Origin of the sequence: Fischerella sp. JS2 (assembly GCF_032393985.1) — a bacterium.
GTDB lineage: Bacteria > Cyanobacteriota > Cyanobacteriia > Cyanobacteriales > Nostocaceae > Fischerella.
Window position 1 is genome coordinate 2,178,404 of record NZ_CP135918.1, and the last position, 19,287, is coordinate 2,197,690.

Sequence of the window (19,287 nt, forward strand, 5' to 3'; positions counted from 1 at the left end):
TTAAATTAGGAATTTAGATGAAACACGAGGAATTATCTACTTTAGAAGTCAGCTTTAACCAACTGATTAATACTCTCTTGCTTAAAAAAGCAGCAACTGAAGAATTCACTGTCAAATTAAATAGTGAACGTAGTCAATTTACTCGTTTCAATCATGCCAAAGTCAGACAAACAGGTATAGTTGCTGATGGCTGGATTGACCTCACTTTAATGCAAGACCAGCGCAGTAGTTTTCGTCAAATTCCTTTTACTGGCAATTGGGAAATAGATTGGCAAGTAACATATAAAGCTTTGCAAGAACTACGTGAAGAACTTCCCTTGCTACCTTTAGATCCTTATTTAGTATTGCCATCAGGAACTAATACTAGTCGCGAAATTCACACTGGTAATTTATTAGTTGAAGAAGCAGTAGTTCCGGAAGTTTTAGAATCAGTGGCAGAATTAGATTTCACTGGCTTTTATGCTGGGGGAACTGTTGTTAATGCTTATGCCGATTCTTGTGGTCAAAAACACTGGTTTGCTACTGATTCTTTTACCTTAGATTATTCTATATTTAACTCTAAAGGACAAGCTGTTAAAGGTATATTTGCAGGTAGTGATTGGCATCAACAAGCTTATATCCACAAAATCCAAGAAGCAAAAAAGCAACTAGAATTACTGGCTCGTCCAATCAAGCAATTACCACGGGGGAAATATAGAACTTATTTTGCACCAGCCGCAGTCGCTGATTTATTAATGATGCTTTCTTGGGGTGGTACAAGCGAAGCTGATTTACAACAGGGAAATAGTGCTTTAGCTGCTCTTTCGCGTGGAGAAAAACAACTTTCTTCTAAGTTTAATCTCAGAGAAAACTTTCAACGAGGAACAGTACCCCGTTTTAATGAATGGGGAGAAATGGCAGCGCTAGAATTACAAATCATTACTCAAGGAATTTTAGTAAATACTTTGATAAATTCTCGTACTGCTAAGGAATATCAAAAAACTGCTAACGGTGCTAATAGTTATGAATCTTTACGTGCGCCAGAAATCAGTCCGGGTAATTTAGAATTTGACCGAACTCTACCCAGTTTGGATACAGGATTATATGTATCAAACTTGCATTACTTAAATTGGAGCGATCGCCCTACAGGTAGAATTACAGGTATGACCCGCTATGCTTGTTTTTGGGTAGAAAATGGTGAGATTATCGCACCAATAGATAATTTGCGGTTTGACGATAGTCTTTATCGCTTTTGGGGTGAAAATTTACTCGATTTTACCAATTTTCAAGAATTTATCCCTGAAGTCGGGACTTATGAAGGTCGGCAACTTGGAGGTAGTATGGTTCCTGGCATGTTGGTGGAAGATTTTACTTATACATTGTAAGAGACCATTTATCAAACAAATTCCTCCTGTTGCTCAACTTCAAAAAGTCAGGCTAACAGACTGTAGCGACGGATATCTATTTCATTAGCAACCAAGTCTTGCAATTTAGCTGCTGCTGTTTGAATATGTGCTGAAGCAAGATGAGCGTCTAAAGCGTCATGAGAAGTCCATTCTTCTACAAAGGTAAATTCTGTGGGTTCAGACTGATTTTGCAGCAATTCATACTTTATACAACCATTCTCCTGGCGAGTAGGTTCAATTATTTCTAATAAGACTGCTTTGATATCTTCAATTTTTTCTGGCAAAGCATTTACACGGGCAATTACACGAATTGTATTAGTCATTGGTCAAGAGTCAATAGTCAGTGGTTGTTGGTTGTTGATTGTTGGTTGTTAGTAGTTAGTAGTCAATGGTTATTTCTACACCCCTCATACCCCACCCTTACCTTAAGCCGCGCAGGGCGCACGGCAGGTGACGCCTCTTTCTTACGCCTCTTTCTTTATGCCGGGAAACCCTTACTTTACAGAAGCCGAGTAAAGCGCGTCTACGCGAACGCAGTCGCTTATGGGGGACTCACCGGTCCCCATCTCCCTACCTCCTCACACCCCCCCCAAAACTCCCCGTGCTGCAACCATATAACGGAAGATATATTCTACTAGCTCAATGTAGTTACGAGCTTCTGTGCAGGAAGAGGCCCAAACTGTGACACCGTGATCGCGTATGAGTAGGGCTGGCAATTGTGAGGGAGTGTTGCTAAATCTGGCTTTGATCTCAGTTGCAATCTGCTGAACCTGTAAATGATTAGCAAATATAGGCATCACGCAATCAGGGTTTTCTTGCCATACCCCAAGTCCTTTGAGCATTTCTAGTGGTGGTAAGGGTAAAGCATCCCCATTTACAAACCGTGAAACCAGATTTGCTTCCACCGAGTGGATATGATAGCAACTTGTAGCTTCTGGAAAAAGGTGATAAACAACCTGGTGAATGGCAGTTTCAGCACTAGGCTTGGAGTCTTTTGTGGGTTGTTCTACCCTACCATCAGGATAAATTCGCACAAAGTCATCAATTGCTAATTCTCCTTTCGACTTCCCACTAGCTGTAATCCAGAAGCTACCATCAGATAAACGTGCTGAGAGATTACCTGCTGTTCCTACCATCCAACCCTGTTGGTAAAAGTGACGGGCAGCAGTGATTAACTCAAGACGGACGTCGGTTAGGGTTGGGCTGTTCATTATACTAGACAGAATTCCACAATTGTGCTAGATATTCGCGCACTTCTAAAAAATCTTGCCAGGGAATGTAAGGTTTTTGATTTTCTGCGAGATAATACGCTAGGCGATCGCGAGCAAATACTATCGGTGTAGCTAATGCCATATTTAAATCAGTCAGCGAATCTCCAATAGCTATTTTCTCATCTGCTGGATACTTTTCCATTACTTGCACTTTCGCAACTAATTCTGTCCCACCTTCAAACTCGGAATTAGGGTGCAAATACTCACCTTTGGTATCAACATCAACAGCGTGAATAGCATGAATGCGTGGCACTAGTTTGCCTAACACAACTTCCACCATTCCCCGCAGTCCCCCAGAAACTACTACCAAAGGTACTTTCTCTGCTTCTAAAAAATCCAATAGTTCTGTAAACCCCGGACGAATTGGCTCTTTACGGGTAAATTCTAAAATTTCCGGATAGCAAGCAGATGGAATTGACTCCAAAATCTGCCTGACTCCTGCGCGTAATGTCAGTCGCTGTGCATACATTTCTGGTATCAGTTGGGCAGAAAGCTGAGGCGCGAAACGCTTCAGCACAGCCACAAAGGTTTCTGATACCGTAATAGTACCGTCAAAGTCGCAAAAAATGATCCGTTTCATTTTTTAAGCAACAGCCTGACGCCTGTGAATTGGTGTACCCGTATATTCAGGAAACCAGCCTTCTGTATTGGTAAAATAACGTACTGCTTTTACTCGTCGCTCTGGTGTGAGATAAAACCAGTGTTCAGTCCCAGCAGGCACATTGATATACTCTTGTGGTTGCACTGTTAATTCTACCTGAGTGCCATCAGGACGCACAAAGCCAAAAATGCCTTCTCCAGCAACAACGTAGCGTACTTCATCATCTGCATGAGTATGAATTTTGTCAAACTTTGTCAGCAATCCGTCCAAGTTGGGAGTTGCTGGATGAAGAACAATTAAATCACGCGATTGATAGCCTGCTGTTTGTTGCAACTGCTCAAAATACTGATCCAAAGCTACTAACACTTGTTCTTTTTCATCTTCGTTGAGGCTATCTTTTGCCAGTAACTCGTGTAATTGGGAACCTTCTCCTACAGGCCAATAATTGAGTTGAATGTTGAGGGATGCTAGTTCGCGGGAAATATCTGTTAGGTCAGTATATACTTTGCCGTCTTCTAGTTGTAATATCGCCATAGTCCACCTCCTGCATGAGATATTATACGGTAATTCTAGCGATTTACAAGGATATTGCTATTAATTATGACTAAATCATTATTAGCAATCACCATCTAGCCACAAACAGACAATCTATCTGTGTGCATCTGTGTGTATCGGTGTTCGCCTTTCAAAACATAGCTTTGGGCGAAATCATAGCGACTTTAAATCCGCGCGTAGTGATACACCACAGACACAGAGAATTCGCTACGAACCATGAAATATTGTACTAAGGACGATTATTTCCTCAGTTATTACCCTAAGGTTTATTGTATTTACCTGGATATTTCTTGTGAAAATAATTTTCCATCACTTGTAACGCCATTGGCCCAGCAACGCTACCACCGCCACCACCGGAATGTTCTGCAAATGCTACAACCAAAATTTCTGGTTTGTCGGCGGGAGCATAACCACCAAACCATGCATGATTGGCTTTGACACCGTAACGTTGCCAAGCTTCGGCGGTTCCTGTTTTACCAGCGACAGGAGGAAGAGTCGGCACATTTAGCGCTTTACCCGTACCTTCACTTACTACCTTTCGCAGTCCATCCCGCAGAACTTGGACTGTGGAGGGTTTCATATTGACTGGCTCACGCCAAGATTTGGCTTGCTTATTGTCTTCGAGTAAATGGGGTTGAACTCTGTAACCACCATTAGCAGGTACAGCAAACATTACACCAACTTGCAAAGGAGTGGCAAGTAGCGCTCCTTGACCAATGGACATATTTACAGAGTCACCTACAGTCCAAGGCATTTTCCAGGTTTTCTGTTTCCATGCTTCATCAGGAACAAAACCTTTTGATTCTTCTGAGGTAAATTCAAACCCGGTTTTTTGACCAAATCCATACTTGCGCGTCCATTCAATTAAAGTAGGACCACCAACTCTGGCACCAACTTGATAGAAAAAGGTATCGCTACTCATAGCGATCGCTCGTGCAAATCCTACTGGTCCAAATCCAGCATGGTTCCACTCATTAAAGCGAGTACCGCCAAAATTTAGAGAACCATAGGTTGGCAGTATTGTATCAGGAGAAAATTCACCCGACTCTAACCCGGCGGTAGTAGTGACAATTTTAAATGTACTTGCTGGGGGATAGGCTCTCAAAGCACGATTGAGTAAAGGATGGTTGGCACCCAACAAAATTTCTTCCAATTCTTTTTGAGAAGCTTTTGGCTTGGAGAAAACATTGGGGTCAAAGGTGGGGTGAGACACCATTGCTAAGATGGCGCCGTTGTGGGGATTCATGGCGATGATAGTTCCATTGCGATCGCCTAAAGCTTTTGCTGCTGCCAATTGCAAATCTGCATCTAGGGTTAATCGCAGATCCGCACCAGCTTTTGCTTGTTTTTGTCCCAAAATCCGTAATGGACGTCCGCTACCATCTACTTCCAATTGCTGGCCACCCCATTCACCCCGAAGTAAGTCCTCATAAGCCTTCTCGACTCCCATCTGACCAATCACATCTCTAAGACGGTAGCCTTCGTTTCTTTTTTGCTGCAACTGTTCTGATGTCAATTCCCGAGTATATCCTAGTACATGAGCAAATTCTTTACCATGTGGATAATAACGAACTGCGTCTGTATGTATTTCGACATTTTCCAGTTCGGTTTCATACTCTTTGAGAGCGGTGATTTCATCTAAACTTAAGTCGCGTTTGATCCGCACTAATCCAGAATAGTTAGGTTCTTTCTTAGCTTCTTCGAGTTTCTTTTCTATCTCGTCTAAAGGAATATTAAGAATTTGGGATAAACGTGGCCCTACTTTCGACCACGAATCCTTGTTCTTGTGAGCCATCGGCCATAAATATACAGAATGAGGATAGCGAGTAGTAGCTAAAAGTTTGCCATCACGGTCAAAAATATTACCCCTTTCTGGTTGTTTATGTAAAAGCCGAATTCGATTAGACTCGGCCCTTTCTCGGTGAGTAGGGCCTTGAACAATTTGCAAATATATCAACCGCGCTAGAATACCGTTTGTCATTAACAGGGTAAACACAATCAAAAATATAGACTGTACACCCCGTCCAACGGTTCGTGATTGTTTATTATTACTGGCTAGAGGAGATTGTAATAAGGACATACTATTAACTTTGATTACGACTCACTTGATCTGTATACGATTACGCTCTATTACTACCCGTATTGAAAGAAAATAAATTGAGTAGGTAGATTTGGTATTTTTTCCTGGTATAGAATAAACCAAATGATGATTCAGTATTGAAGTCAATAGACTATAATAATTCGTTTTTTAACAAAAAAATAAGGTTCTTTTGCCACTTTTGACAAATCTGGCAGAAAATCCTCGTTTCCCAGACTTTAGTGTTATCCGTATTTTTTACGAATTCCTGAAAACTCTAAAATGACTTACAGCAAAACTCATCCAGTTGTGAATCCTCCAAAAAGTAAAAATTTACCTCTGAGTTTGGCTGTCAGTTTTGTTATTGTTTTGTTTCTTTTAATTTTTCAGGATACTGCTACTGTCATCCCGATTTTGGGGTTTCATGGTGTAATTAACAATAAAAATTTTGTTACTCAACTTGAACAAGGTAGGATGGATTATCCCCAAAAAGATTTAGAAAAATTTTTAGAATACTTACTGACCAACGATTATTGGTTTCTAAGTTCACAAGATTTATATGAGATTCTATCAAATCAAAATCATCGAAATTCAGATTTATTTGTGAAAAAAAAGCCTATTATGATTTCTTTTGATGATGGCTATAAAACAGTATACACAAATTTACTACCTATATTAAAAAGATTAGAAAAAAAGTATGACAAGAAAGTAAAAGTAGTTTTATTTATCAATCCAGGTGCTTTATCTAAGAAAGGTAGTATTAATTCCCCTAATCTAAGCTGTCAGGAATTAAGAGAAGGCTTACAACAAGGTTTTTTTGATATTCAATCTCATGGTTTAAATCATAAAAATTTAACAAGGCTAAGTAATAAAAACTTGATTAAGGAAATCTTAGAATCCCAGAATCAATTAAGAAAATGTACACATAATTTAGATCCGCAACAAAAAGTAGCTTCACATTTTGCATATCCTTATGGTGCTTATAATCAACGAGTTAAAAAATATGTATCTAAATATTATTTGTCAGGTTATTTGTACAATAATAAGCTTTTGAATAGAACTTTTTTAAAAAATCAGTATGAAATACCCCGTTTAACAGTTAATCGGCAAGAATCAGTCAAAAATTTAATAGAAAAATTTGATACGACATTCGATGAAAAATTACTCAAACTTTTAGATAAAAAAGTTAGTCAAGAAAAAATTAAACCTGAAGAATAAATATGTTTAATATTATATTTAATTGATATGCAGCCAAATAATAGTATTAATAATACTAGTTTAAAACGTTACTATGCATTGGATGCACTACGTGGATTTGCAATTTTGGCAATGATTTTATCAGGTACTATTAGTTATGAAATTTTACCAGCTTGGATGTACCATGCTCAGGAGCCACCACCAAATCATATTTTTAATCCTAATCTGCCGGGATTAACTTGGGTAGATATTGTATTTCCCATTTTCTTATTTTCTATGGGATCTGCTATTCCTTTATCTATATTAAACCGTTTAGCTAAAGGATTAACAAAAACACAAATAATTTTTTATATTTTCAGGCGAGGATTATTACTAGGAATATTTGCAATTTTCCTACAACATATTAGACCTTTAACAATTAATAAAACTCCAACTACACAAACTTGGTGGATAGCTTTACTGGGTTTTTTGATACTTTTTTTAGTTTTCGTGAGGTGGCCTAAAAACCAAAAAATCAGACAATATGCTATTTTGATTACCCCTATTGCTTGGGTAGCTGCTAGTATTCTTGTTTGTGTAATTAACTATCCAGAGGGAAATGGTTTTTCAGTTTTGAGAAGTGATATTATTCTGATTGTTCTGACAAATATGGCTATTTTTGGCTCATTAGCTTGGTTATTTACCAAGAATAATTGGCTGTTACGTTTTGGGTTGTTAGGTTTTTTAATTGCTTTACGACTATCTGCAACTGTTCAAGGAAGTTGGATTGCAGTGTTTTGGCAAGCATCGCCTATTCCTTGGATTTTTCAGTTTGATTATTTGAAGTATTTATTGATTGTGATTCCTGGAACTATTGCTGGTGATTTAATTGTAGATTCATTAGGAATTTATTTATCAGATCAACAAGAAGTAGTAAATCAATCAAAATGGTGGAGTTTACGTTTTTACAGTATTACTTTTTTGATGTTAGCTATTTGTATAACCTTACTAATTGGTTTGCAAGCTAGATTATTATGGCAAACAAGTTTAGTGTGTGTAGTACTTTGTTTGATTGGCTGGTTTTTATTTATTAATTTGACTAGTAAACAAGAAAGATTAATTAAATATTTTTACCAATGGGGAGTTTATTTGTTGATACTTGGTTTACTATTTGAACCCTTTGAAAATGGCATTAAAAAAGACCCTGCTACATTTAGTTATTTTTTTGTAACTACTGCGATCGCATTCTTTTTATTAATTATTTTTACTGTAATTATAGATATTTTGAAGCAACGTCAATGTTTGCAGCTACTGATTGCTAACGGTCAGAATCCTATGATGGGTTATGTGGCTTTTGGCAATCTTGTTTGGCCTATTTTGAAATTAACTCATCTTGAAGCGTTAATTTTACCTTATACTCATACTCCTTTAACAGGATTTCTTAAAGGAGTTGTTTATACTCTCATAATTGCTATTTTTGTGAGTTTGTGTACTAAGTTAAAATTATTTTGGCGGACGTAAAGATTAACTTAGCAGCAAACTCATGATCCATCTGTGTGTATCTGTGTGTATCGGTGGTTAAGTTTTCAAAAAGCTTGTGGCGAAGTGGCAGAGATAATGATTATCGTAGACGCGCAAGTGGCTTCCCGAAGGGTACACAGATGAACACAGATGATTTTTGCCTGGGCTGGCTGTCTTTTTTATCGGTGTGCATTGGTGGTCGAGTTTTCATTCCCTCGTTGTGGGCGCAAACCTCCTTTTCAATTAACGACCAACCACCAACCACCAATAACGAACAAATATTAAGGCACTGCAATCGAAATCAAACCATTCTCCGGCAGATAATTGCAAAAACGTCCTTCATCTGCAAACGCTAGAATTAAGTGCAGGGTATAGTCTGGTGGAACTTGTAAATCAGCCCACGGTACTGCAATTTCCAAACAACGGTCTAAAGCAACTTGCGCCCGACTGGTACGGGGATGCCACTGATAATGTTCCCCTGCTTCCCGAAATTGAACCGATTGCGTTAGCAAATTGATTTCTAAATGATGATGAAACAGGTAATTGACTGGTGCGATATCTGGCACTTCTGCTAAGGGAACAGGGCTATTATGCATTGTCTGGTCAGGATAAAACCACAGCAAATTCAACTCAAATGGCAAACCCTGTCCTGGCTGACTACCTGCTTTGAAGTCCACCCTGAGATAAAAATTCAAGTGATCTACCCCATACCACAGGCGTTGGATGACGCTGCTGTTGTGCATTGTTCCCCTTGCGCCACCTATTTCGATACGTCCAGCTTTATCCCAGTCTTGTTCATCTCCTTGACCGTCTATGCTGGGATGAATAAAGCTTTCTGGACGATGATCTGTGCGTGCAGCATGAACTTCTACAGGTTGACGTAGGTAGGGAGGTATGGGTTCATTTAAAGCTTTATAAATACCACATAGATGTTCGCGAAATAATTGATCGAAAATTGCATCTTGGTTGGAAGAATGCCCTTCACCAAACCACCAAAACCAGTCAGAACCTTCTGCTGCGTACAATGCTTCCCAAACTGCTGGGTTGTTTTCTTCGGTTGCTTCTGGATGATTTGCTAAGGTGGCACGTGCCTGTGTTAAGTAGTCCCAGGCACGATTCTTGGCAGGATCGCCAATCCAAGTGGTAAAACTACCATCTACCCAGGAACCACTATGTAGTTGTTTTCCGGGAATAGTTGCTGTTGGTGGATACTGTTCGAGGAATTCTGAGACGGTAACGAGTTTAAGATGTGGTTCTCGTTCTAGGGTTGCATACAAAGCTTCTAAAAAGGGTTTGCCATCTTGAGAATAAAATTCCCAGCAATTTTCGCCATCCAAAGCGATAGTGACTAACCAAGGTTGTTCGCTTTGGTGTTGTCTTTGCATTCTCGCGATCGCTTGTAGGTGTCCCACCAAGTCGGCTGCTGCTTGTTTCGGTGGCATAGAACCATAGGTAAAGCCAATTAAATCTGATAATCTATGGTCACGAAAGACAATTGCCAAATCACCCGCAGGAGTTTCTAAACGGTATGGTCGATACAATAACTCTGGTTGTTGCACATTTCCTGCCCCGTCCCGGTGGAAAAAGTACCGCAACGTCCATCCCAAGACAGCTTCATCTGAGCAAATCCACTTAAATCCTTGCTTGAGAATATACGGCAAAATTGCTGGACTCACTGACTGTTCCGAGGGCCATAAACCACGGGGTTCTTGCCCAAATCTATCTATATATAAATTCCAAGCTTTTTGCAGATGTCGGGGAATATCTTCTGGCCACTGAAATCGATACTGGGGCAAAGCCATATTTGGTACAGCTACTCTGCCGGAATCAGTATCAGCAAGTAAGGGCAAAATCGGGTGAGTGTAGGGCGAAGTTAGTACCTCAATCTGCCCTGTTTCTTGCATTTTCCGGTGTTGGGGGATGATGCGGCTAATAATGTCTCGTTGTTTGGAATAAATACGTTGGCGATCGCCTAAAGTAAAATTTCGACCTTGTTTTAACCACGCAGCAATTTCTGGGTCATCCCAAAACAAAGGATCAATCCAAGCCAAATTGTGCCAAGCCAATAAATCGCTATAATCTTGTGCCTGCCAATTTTCTAAACACCAAGCTTGTCCTCTTTCTTGCTTTTGGCTATATAACTCACTATAGCGGGGATGAGGGTCAATCATCGTATGATGATTGGCATCAAAAAAGTGTTGGATGATAAATTCTCGCTGTTGCTGAGTGAGTTGTTCTGTGGGCGTGAGACTAACTTCTAAATAAGGATCAAAAGCTGTACCAGCTATATAATCTTCTAACTGTAAGATCAGCGATGGTACTAAATTGACGGCTTGGTGTAACTTAGGATATTTCTCTAAAAGCAGTACTAAATCTAGGTAATCCTTAGTACCGTGTAGACGTACCCAAGGCAAGCGATAATGCTGGGACAAAGAAAGCGAAACGCCGCTGCGAGATTTATACAGCGGCTGATGTTGATGCCAGATAAAAGCGATGTAAAGGGGATGAGACATAGGCTTATTTGGGGATTGGGGGTTGAGAATCGGGCATTGGGAATTGGGGATCAGGGATCAGGTATCGGGAATCAGAAAGAATTTTAGATTGAAATCCACGCATCGCAAATCCAAAATCCAAAATTTCTTGTCCTCCTTGTCCTCCTTGTCTCCCTTGTCCCCTATCCTCTATCCCCTTTCTCCACTACCCATTCCTAAATTACTTGCTCAACTTCTGCAATTTCGGGAATCATTTCCTTGAGACGACGTTCAATACCCATTCTCAAGGTCATTGTAGAACTTGGGCAAGAACCGCAAGCGCCTTGTAACCGCAGTTTAACAATGGGACCATCAAGTTCTACAAGTTCTACGTTACCACCATCAGACATCAGATAAGGGCGCATTTCATCCAAAACAGTTTCTACGTTGTCAGTTGTCAGTTCCATTTTTCTCAGACCTCTTTTGATCAGAAATATTTATTTCTATATTTGTTAACTACATCCTAGTACAAGAAAGGTGGGGAGGTGGGGAGTGTGGGGAAGATGGGGGGATGAGGAGGTGTGGGGAGTGTGAGGAGTAGTAAATCATTAATCACTAACTACTAATTATCTAACTACTAACAACCACCAACCATCAACCACTAACTACTAACTACTAATGTACAGACGCGATGTTCCTCGCGTTTCTACTAACCACTAACAACCAACAATCAACTACTAACCAAGAACAATATTTGAGTAATTGAACTCAGTATTAGTAGTATTTTTTTCATCTACATACTCTTGCACAATTTGCTTGGTCATGATGTAGTAGTTGCCTATTTTCTCATAGGTATCTTCAAACTTGAGAACACTATTGACTTTGTTGGTTTGGGTGTTGCGGAAAGTAGCCTCATAGGAAATGGGAATATAGCCTTCCCCTGTATCCAAGCTTTTATAAGTATCAATTACAAAAGTCATACGACCCATTGTTCGATTTACCTGACAAACTTGCTTGTCCCGGATTTTGTAATTAGAATCCATTGATTCACCCTTGACCAAAATTTCCACTGCATCAGTGTTGTCTATTTCACCGAGAATAAATTCATGATTGCCATGCGACTCCTCAAAAGAAGTATGTTGACGGTGAGTGACCATATCTTGTAATTGAGTGTAAATACCTTCTGCAACTTGCTGGTCACTGACTCCTGTAACTTCTATATTCATGTCGTGGTTAATGCGAACCTGACCTGTGTAAATCTCCGCACCCTGCACCACTTGTACATCTGCACTGTAACCAGGAAAGTTTTTGTCCCAAGTGTAACGGCTTTCGTAAGCAGTTTGGAATAACTCGCGGGCTGTGTCTGGAGTTGTCATACCACCACATTGACTTCACTTTTCTCAGTTTAATCCGCTTTGTGACGTCCAGAGTCAATTGTCAATTGTTTTAACTGGTAACTATTGACGATAGACAATTGACTATTCTTGTGTATTACCTTCACTTGGTGAAACCATTACTGGTTGCTGATACAGTGGTACATTGAAGGTTACTGTAGAGCCAAGCCCTTCACCCAAACTATAAAAATGTACTTCTCCACCCATCGCCTCTACAAGTTTTTGAGATATGACTAGTCCTAAACCTGTACCACCATATTGACGAGTGCGGGAACCATCTACTTGTGAAAATAGCTGAAACAGTTTGTCTTGTTGATCTAGAGAAACGCCAATACCAGTATCTGCTACACGTACTTTTACCATACCGGGAAATTCTCGGTCTTGAAATATTACTGTTTTGCGAACTACATCGGCGTTGACAGTCACACCACCTTCATGAGTAAATTTAATAGCGTTGCCGACTAAATTTAGCATTACTTGCTTGAGACGTTGGTAGTCACCGTAAACAAGAATATCATCCGATGTCTCTGGCAAATGCATTTGAAAACTCAGGTTTTTTTGTTCGGCTTGCAGGCGCATAAAGTTGCCTACATCGCTGAATAATTCTGCAATACTGACTGGTACAAGTTCCAGTTCCATTTTGTCTGCTTCGATTTTGGCAAAGTCTAAGATGTCACTAATGACATCCAGTAAATGTAGTGATGATTTATGGGCCTCCAAAATAAACTGCTTTTGTTCCTCTGGATCGTCAGCCATTCCATCCAAAATTAATTTTAAAAAGCCGATCATCCCGTTAAGCGGCGTTCTAATTTCGTGGGAAACGTTAGCGAGAAACTCACTTTTGAGGCGAGATGCTTCTTCTGCTTGTTGGCGTGCAGCTTCTAGTTCTCTATACAAAGTCGCATGAGCGATCGCAGTCCCTAGCTGATCTGCCACTTCTTTTGCTAGTTCCAGTTCTGCGGCTGTCACACCATAACATTTATCGCATAGAGTTACAGCAATTAATCCGTTGGGCTGATCTTGATAGCAGGTTGCGACTACCAACATTGTTTCTTGCCCAAATAGCGGATGTTTGGGGTTTTCTTCTAAAATTGGTTCTAAGGTAGTCAAAGCTCTAGCAAATGCTGGCTCAGAAGCAATATCCACTTCTAATCCCAATACAGAACTTAACGCTGGTTGACGATACTCTGCTATGACCTTGAGCTTGTTATTTAATGGTTGGTATGGACAGATAATCGAACGCTTCAGCTGTAGCAGTTCTCCTAAACTGTCAACTGTTTGTTGCCAAATTACATCCAAGTCTAGAGTACGCCGGATATTTCTGGTAATTTGTGTTACCAATTGTTGATGTTGCTGTGAACGTAACGCTAATTCCAATTCTGTGGCGCTTTGTGCGATCGCTTCCAGTTCTGTTTCGCTGACAGTGGCTTGTAGTAGGCGTCCGATCACTAAAACAGCGATCGCAGGATTACCCAATGTCGGCAAAATTGGACTAATAATTAACTCCAACTCTATCAAATGCTCTTGATAGCGAAACCAGTATTGACACTTCTCTGGCACTAAAGTTGTAAGTATTCGTTGCAATCTTTCTAAGTAAGCAACCTTATCTACTGGGGCAAAAACCGCATCGACATTAGCATCAACAACTTGCTGAGGATCAATACCAAACCTTTGGCAGTGTTGCCAATGAAAGGAAAGAAAGCGCCCTATCCCGTCTTGCATATACACCAACTCGGCTCCTAAAGTGGCTGATGAGCCATTAGTGTTACTGGCAATAGTTTCCAGATGTTCAGACACAAAGTTTGGCTGTTGGGAATTAGCAGCAATACTCATGACTCGAGTTGGATAAGACAAGTGGCAACCCAAAAATATTTTTGGCTGAAGCTGCTTATAGCTTGGCATAAATTTTTACAGCTTTAGCACTTTTGATAAGTAAATTTTCGGCTAAGGACAGACAACATCAGAAAATCTACACTTCTTCACTCTCCCTTAACACTTAATTTTTTATCTTTATGTAGTTACTAATCATTCCATTCGCCTCGTGGTGGTACTGGCATACGTCTAGGAGTGCGTGTAAGTTCATCATCTCTGGGAACTTCACCTCGCAACCACTGACGAATTGCCACTTCAATTACTTTACTGGGGTCATTGGTTAAATGTCGAATTTGCTCAACCAACTCCGAGTCTAGACGAATTGCAATTTCTACCTTATCAGTTGGAGATTCTTCCGCTTCCGTAATTTTATCTTTCATATTCATAGTTGCTAACTCTCAATTCGTTTATCAAAGGCTTTGTGATAAGCTTGTTTTCGACTCTAAGCAATTGTCACCTGCAATCAGCTTCTTTTGTCTGCATTTTGCAGTTCTAGATGTTTATTGTACGCTCCCAACCGATCAATACTAGATGCCATAGATAGACCTTTATATTTTGTCAAGAGTCAAGAGTCAAGAGTCAAGAGTTAGTGGGTAGTAGTTAGTAGTTAGTGGTTGGTTGGTGGTTAGTAGTTAGTAGAGACGCGATTAATCACGTCTGTACATTGGTTAGTAGTTGATTGTTGGTTGTTAAGCATTTCCTCCTTGTCTCCCTTCCACACTCCCCACACTCCCCACACTCCTCACACTTCCCCCCACCTCCCCCTAACCTTTCCCCTCCAATTACACCGTATGAGCTAAGAAACCATTAAAATACGTTAAGTATATTTCTGTTTAACCTTGATTGCTGCTAAAGCAAAAAAGTATTATGACTGACGTTCCCGCAGCTCGTATTCGGAATTTTTGTATTATTGCTCACATTGACCACGGCAAATCTACCCTTGCTGACCGCTTGCTACAAGTTACTGGCACGGTGGACAATCGCCTCATGAAAGAACAGTTCCTTGACAATATGGATCTGGAACGGGAGCGCGGCATTACAATCAAGCTGCAAGCAGCCCGGATGAACTACACAGCAAAAGATAGTCAGCAGTACGTACTTAATTTAATTGATACTCCTGGTCATGTGGATTTCTCTTATGAAGTATCTCGGAGTCTGGCAGCTTGCGAAGGCGCATTGTTGGTAGTAGACGCTTCCCAAGGTGTAGAAGCACAAACTCTCGCCAATGTTTATTTGGCACTAGAACACAACTTGGAAATTATTCCAGTGTTGAACAAAATTGACTTACCGGGAGCAGAACCAGATAGAGTCATTGGAGAAATTGAAGAAATTATTGGCTTGGATTGCAGTGGTGCAATTCTCGCTTCTGCCAAAGAGGGAATTGGTGTTGATGAAATTTTAGAAGCGATTGTAGAGCGTGTTCCACCACCACGAAATACAGTCAATCAACCTTTAAGAGCATTGATTTTTGATAGCTACTATGATAGCTACCGAGGTGTGATTGTATATTTCCGCGTCATGGATGGGACTTTGAAGAAAGGCGATCGCATTTATCTAATGGCGTCTGGCAAGGAATATGAAATTGACGAATTGGGTGTACTTTCTCCCAACCAAAAGCAAGTTACAGACTTACACGCTGGAGAAGTAGGTTACTTAGCAGCAGCCATTAAAGCCGTTGCTGATGCCCGCGTCGGCGACACTATCACCCTGACTAATGCCAAGGCTGCTGAACCTTTATCTGGTTACAAAGAAGCAAATCCAATGGTGTTCTGTGGCATGTTCCCGATTGATGCCGATCAATTTGAAGACTTGCGGGAAGCGTTGGAAAAGCTCAAACTTAATGATGCAGCGCTGCATTATGAACCAGAAACTTCTAGCGCGATGGGTTTTGGTTTCCGTTGTGGTTTCTTGGGATTGCTGCACATGGAAATTGTGCAAGAACGCTTGGAACGGGAATACAACCTAGATTTAATTATTACTGCCCCTTCAGTAGTTTACCGTGTTACCACTAACAAAGGCGAAGTAATCTACATCGATAATCCCAGTCACTTACCTCCTCCCAACGAACGGGAAAAAATAGAAGAACCTTACGTCCAGGTAGAAATGATTACACCAGAGACTTATGTCGGTACTCTGATGGAATTATCACAAAACCGACGTGGTGTGTTCAAAGATATGAAATATCTCACCCAAGGACGTACTACACTGACTTACGAATTACCCTTGGCAGAAGTCGTCACTGACTTTTTTGATCAAATGAAATCGCGATCGCGTGGTTATGCCAGTATGGAATATCACTTGATCGGCTACCGCGAGAATCCTTTGGTGAAGCTAGATATCATGATTAACGGCGAACCAGTTGATTCTTTAGCAATGATTGTCCACCGCGATAAAGCCTATGGTGTTGGGCGTTCAATGGCTGAGAAGTTAAAAGAACTCATTCCTCGCCATCAGTTCAAAGTGCCAATTCAAGCCGCTATTGGTAGCAAGATTATCGCCAGCGAACACATTCCCGCCTTACGAAAAGATGTACTTGCCAAGTGTTACGGTGGTGACATCAGTCGCAAGAAAAAACTGTTGCAGAAGCAAGCCAAGGGTAAAAAGCGGATGAAAGCTGTAGGTACTGTTGATGTTCCGCAAGAAGCTTTTATGGCAGTGCTGCGCTTGGATCAGCAGTAATCCTGGCTTGGAAATAGTGATGGGGGATTAACTTAAACAGCAAACCCATAATCCATCTGTGTGCATCGGTGTTCATCTGTGTTCGTTTTATTTTTCATCCCCTGGTCGTGGGCAATTGCCCATGAGAGTCTAACTTGAAAAATCAAAAATACACAATCTAATTGTGAATTGACTAAGGACGCGAGGCACAAAAAGCATTATTTTTGAGAAATCGAACACCGATGCACACCGATAAACAACGAACACGTGCTACAACGGGGGGAACCCCCGCAACGCAGTGTCCTCCAGATGACACAGATGGATTTTTCGTAGGTGGCAACAGTGGTAATTATACTGTTCCTCGTTCCCCGTTCCCTTATTGAATGAGAATGATTGCCTCTTGAACCTTTGTGGAAAGAGCTTTTTGCAACCCTTGCTCCACTTTGGCAATTAATTGAGCAAAAGCTTCTTGATTTGCTGTTAGTTGTTCTTGCAGCACTTTCTCTACCTCAGGCTTAATTTGCTTGCATATATCGTCGATTTTCTTGTCATTTAAAAAACTAGGACGTAGCCAACTAGGGACATCGACATTTGTCTTGATTGCTTCTTTGACACCCTGGCGGTTTAGTTCCATGCCTGCTGCCATCACTGAAGCGCCATATACTAAGGCAATTGGCCAGGTAAAGTGTCCGGTGAGGATGAGAGTAATGATACTGGCGAGAGTACCTCCACCAATTACCACATTGACGATAAATGCTACTGTGTCAGCAAGGATAGCATCACCAATGCGTAACTCTGGGTTGACAAAAGCTGGATCGATGCCTTCCTCAAACCTTAAACTACTTCTGGGTATGTGAAACTGACGACAAATCGGGTCGGTTTCTGCGGCTAAGTCTGGTTGAATTTGATTATTAAACCAACTGATGCATTGATTATTTATTATTTGTTGAGCGCGATCGCTTTTCAGCCACTGTTGTGCTCGCTCTTTCATAGATGTTTCCAAATCAGCTAAAGTCCGGGTTTGATTCTTTTGCCAATCTTTGATACCTGTTCTCACAGCGCTTTCAATCAAATTATCTGCCAGTGGCTTGATCAATAATCCGACTAATTCCGGGATCTGTCTTGCAATTAAATCTTTGAGCTTTTGTGATTCAAATAGTTTATTGACTTCTTGTTTGAAGGCATTTGCCCGTAAATCCCATCGTCCGACTCGCGCTAAACCCAGCGCAATACACCGTTCTGGTTCCGGGTCGGGACGCAGGAGTGTTTCTGGTTCGGGAAAAATTTCCTGGCAAATTTGATGTGTAAACTTCATCCGCGATGCACCGCCAGTCATAAGTAAAAGTTTCGGCACAATATTTTGTTGATTCAGCTTTTGTTTTGCCTCACTGACGGCGGCGCGAAATGCTTGCATCCAACTTTTTTGTCCTAGTTCGGTTAAGGGTTGGTTCAAGATTTCCTCCATCACCAATTTGTTAACTTGGGGAATAAAATAAATCTGTTCGTTAATCGACTCGAAACCCCGGGCAAAAGATTGAGAATCACTGTATAACTGTTCGTTAGAAAAATAATTTTCTTTAGCTTTGCGGCAGGCAAGTTCACAACGAGCTTGATGATGGGGATATTCATTAAATACTTTTTCGAGTAACGCTTTTTGATCATGTTGAGCGAGAGTACGTTCAAAAATAGCATGATCAATTAAAGATGCTCCTAAAGCATTGCTACCAAAATCTACTGGAATTTCATGTAAGCTTTTAACGAGAGTAAAATCGGTAGTTGAAGAACCAATATCAACAATTAGTACTGATGATTTCAGCTTTTCATACTCCAGTTTTCCGGCTTCCTTGGCTTGCATAAAAGCAGCCCGTGATTCAGGTACAACACTTAATTGGGGAATACCAGCAGTTTGTAGTAGCTTTTGATATTCTTCCCGTTCGCCTAGTGACCATCCTGAGGGACAACCAACGTAAAAGTAGCTTGTTGTTCCGCCTTCGATTTGTTTGCTTTCTTGCAAAAGACGATAGTAGGTTGCAACAAAAGTGCTAATTGTTTTTCTATAATCTAGATCGTGATTTGGTTTTTGCTTAAAAGATATTTGCAGCTGAGTTACACCGGCTTGAATTAACGCTTGTTCTCCGACAAGATAACCTAATTGAGGATGCCAACCAAGAGCCGTTATTTGGTTTTTCTTATTATTAATTTCCAGCATCTGGGGAGGTTCGATACTCTCCACTACAGCTTTTGCTACAGCTGTTTCACCATGTCCCAAATCAAAACCAATTGTTTCTAAAATTTCCATATTCTTA

At 40.6% G+C, this 19,287-nt stretch carries 15 protein-coding genes; 4 read left to right on the top strand and 11 right to left on the bottom strand.

What is annotated here, in order from left to right; translation table 11 throughout:
- Positions 1–17 precede the first annotated feature (17 nt).
- On the top strand, positions 18–1,364 hold the full coding sequence (locus RS893_RS09085) for a TldD/PmbA family protein (protein ID WP_315790873.1): 1,347 nt from the start codon (positions 18–20) through the stop codon (positions 1,362–1,364).
- A gap of 47 nt (positions 1,365–1,411) precedes the next feature.
- Here the strand turns inward: RS893_RS09085 and RS893_RS09090 are convergent, their stop codons facing one another.
- The 5 genes from RS893_RS09090 to mrdA all read right to left on the bottom strand — a co-directional run bounded on the left by RS893_RS09090 (position 1,412) and on the right by mrdA (position 5,892).
- Positions 1,412–1,708, bottom strand: a complete 297-nt coding sequence (locus RS893_RS09090) for a putative quinol monooxygenase (protein WP_315790874.1) — start codon at positions 1,706–1,708, stop codon at positions 1,412–1,414.
- 255 nt (positions 1,709–1,963) lie between these two features.
- Positions 1,964–2,596, bottom strand: a complete 633-nt coding sequence (gene mtnB, locus RS893_RS09095; protein WP_315790875.1) for a methylthioribulose 1-phosphate dehydratase — start codon at positions 2,594–2,596, stop codon at positions 1,964–1,966.
- A 4-nt stretch (positions 2,597–2,600) separates the two neighbouring features.
- Positions 2,601–3,236 (bottom strand): HAD-IB family phosphatase, encoded by a 636-nt coding sequence (locus RS893_RS09100; RefSeq protein WP_315790876.1) that lies wholly within the window; start codon positions 3,234–3,236, stop codon positions 2,601–2,603.
- A 3-nt stretch (positions 3,237–3,239) separates the two neighbouring features.
- On the bottom strand, positions 3,240–3,791 hold the full coding sequence (locus tag RS893_RS09105; RefSeq protein ID WP_315790877.1) for a 1,2-dihydroxy-3-keto-5-methylthiopentene dioxygenase: 552 nt from the start codon (positions 3,789–3,791) through the stop codon (positions 3,240–3,242).
- A gap of 280 nt (positions 3,792–4,071) precedes the next feature.
- A complete protein-coding gene (gene mrdA / locus RS893_RS09110) occupies positions 4,072–5,892 on the bottom strand; it encodes a penicillin-binding protein 2 (RefSeq protein WP_315790878.1) in 1,821 nt (606 codons plus the stop codon).
- A gap of 279 nt (positions 5,893–6,171) precedes the next feature.
- On the opposite strand from mrdA, the gene RS893_RS09115 reads away from it, so the two are divergent.
- Positions 6,172–7,107, top strand: a complete 936-nt coding sequence (locus RS893_RS09115; RefSeq protein ID WP_315790879.1) for a polysaccharide deacetylase family protein — start codon at positions 6,172–6,174, stop codon at positions 7,105–7,107.
- 27 nt (positions 7,108–7,134) lie between these two features.
- Positions 7,135–8,586, top strand: coding sequence for a DUF5009 domain-containing protein (locus tag RS893_RS09120; RefSeq protein ID WP_315790880.1), 1,452 nt, complete (start codon positions 7,135–7,137; stop codon positions 8,584–8,586).
- Positions 8,587–8,867: 281 nt separating this feature from the next.
- Here RS893_RS09120 and RS893_RS09125 read toward each other — a convergent pair whose 3' ends face one another.
- The 5 genes from RS893_RS09125 to RS893_RS09145 form a co-directional block, all read right to left on the bottom strand.
- Positions 8,868–11,099 carry a glycoside hydrolase gene (locus RS893_RS09125; protein WP_315790881.1) on the bottom strand — a complete coding sequence of 744 codons (2,232 nt, stop codon included), beginning with the start codon at positions 11,097–11,099 and terminating at the stop codon, positions 8,868–8,870.
- A 194-nt stretch (positions 11,100–11,293) separates the two neighbouring features.
- Positions 11,294–11,524, bottom strand: a complete 231-nt coding sequence (locus RS893_RS09130) for a NifU family protein (protein ID WP_315790882.1) — start codon at positions 11,522–11,524, stop codon at positions 11,294–11,296.
- Positions 11,525–11,794: 270 nt separating this feature from the next.
- Positions 11,795–12,433 carry a DUF3386 domain-containing protein gene (locus tag RS893_RS09135; protein ID WP_315790883.1) on the bottom strand — a complete coding sequence of 213 codons (639 nt, stop codon included), beginning with the start codon at positions 12,431–12,433 and terminating at the stop codon, positions 11,795–11,797.
- Positions 12,434–12,535: 102 nt separating this feature from the next.
- Entirely contained in the window at positions 12,536–14,284 is a 1,749-nt protein-coding gene (locus RS893_RS09140) for an ATP-binding protein (protein WP_315791919.1), read from the bottom strand.
- A gap of 188 nt (positions 14,285–14,472) precedes the next feature.
- Complete coding sequence (locus RS893_RS09145; RefSeq protein ID WP_315790884.1) at positions 14,473–14,709, bottom strand: hypothetical protein; 237 nt, start codon at positions 14,707–14,709, stop codon at positions 14,473–14,475.
- A 481-nt stretch (positions 14,710–15,190) separates the two neighbouring features.
- Here RS893_RS09145 and lepA point away from each other — a divergent pair, with 481 nt between their 5' ends.
- A complete protein-coding gene (lepA, locus tag RS893_RS09150) occupies positions 15,191–17,002 on the top strand; it encodes a translation elongation factor 4 (protein ID WP_315790885.1) in 1,812 nt (603 codons plus the stop codon).
- Positions 17,003–17,357: 355 nt separating this feature from the next.
- On the opposite strand, the gene RS893_RS09155 is transcribed toward lepA, so the two are convergent.
- Positions 17,358–19,280 carry an Hsp70 family protein gene (locus RS893_RS09155; protein WP_315790886.1) on the bottom strand — a complete coding sequence of 641 codons (1,923 nt, stop codon included), beginning with the start codon at positions 19,278–19,280 and terminating at the stop codon, positions 17,358–17,360.
- Positions 19,281–19,287 lie beyond the last annotated feature (7 nt).

What these genes read in the sequence shown, in the direction of transcription:
- RS893_RS09085 (WP_315790873.1), top strand. Translation starts at nt 18, where the DNA reads ATGAAACACGAGGAATTATCTACTTTAGAAGTCAGCTTTAACCAACTG.
- RS893_RS09090 (WP_315790874.1), bottom strand. Translation starts at nt 1,708, where the DNA reads ATGACTAATACAATTCGTGTAATTGCCCGTGTAAATGCTTTGCCAGAA.
- mtnB (WP_315790875.1), bottom strand. Translation starts at nt 2,596, where the DNA reads ATGAACAGCCCAACCCTAACCGACGTCCGTCTTGAGTTAATCACTGCT.
- RS893_RS09100 (WP_315790876.1), bottom strand. Translation starts at nt 3,236, where the DNA reads ATGAAACGGATCATTTTTTGCGACTTTGACGGTACTATTACGGTATCA.
- RS893_RS09105 (WP_315790877.1), bottom strand. Translation starts at nt 3,791, where the DNA reads ATGGCGATATTACAACTAGAAGACGGCAAAGTATATACTGACCTAACA.
- mrdA (WP_315790878.1), bottom strand. Translation starts at nt 5,892, where the DNA reads ATGTCCTTATTACAATCTCCTCTAGCCAGTAATAATAAACAATCACGA.
- RS893_RS09115 (WP_315790879.1), top strand. Translation starts at nt 6,172, where the DNA reads ATGACTTACAGCAAAACTCATCCAGTTGTGAATCCTCCAAAAAGTAAA.
- RS893_RS09120 (WP_315790880.1), top strand. Translation starts at nt 7,135, where the DNA reads ATGCAGCCAAATAATAGTATTAATAATACTAGTTTAAAACGTTACTAT.
- RS893_RS09125 (WP_315790881.1), bottom strand. Translation starts at nt 11,099, where the DNA reads ATGTCTCATCCCCTTTACATCGCTTTTATCTGGCATCAACATCAGCCG.
- RS893_RS09130 (WP_315790882.1), bottom strand. Translation starts at nt 11,524, where the DNA reads ATGGAACTGACAACTGACAACGTAGAAACTGTTTTGGATGAAATGCGC.
- RS893_RS09135 (WP_315790883.1), bottom strand. Translation starts at nt 12,433, where the DNA reads ATGACAACTCCAGACACAGCCCGCGAGTTATTCCAAACTGCTTACGAA.
- RS893_RS09140 (WP_315791919.1), bottom strand. Translation starts at nt 14,284, where the DNA reads ATGAGTATTGCTGCTAATTCCCAACAGCCAAACTTTGTGTCTGAACAT.
- RS893_RS09145 (WP_315790884.1), bottom strand. Translation starts at nt 14,709, where the DNA reads ATGAATATGAAAGATAAAATTACGGAAGCGGAAGAATCTCCAACTGAT.
- lepA (WP_315790885.1), top strand. Translation starts at nt 15,191, where the DNA reads ATGACTGACGTTCCCGCAGCTCGTATTCGGAATTTTTGTATTATTGCT.
- RS893_RS09155 (WP_315790886.1), bottom strand. Translation starts at nt 19,280, where the DNA reads ATGGAAATTTTAGAAACAATTGGTTTTGATTTGGGACATGGTGAAACA.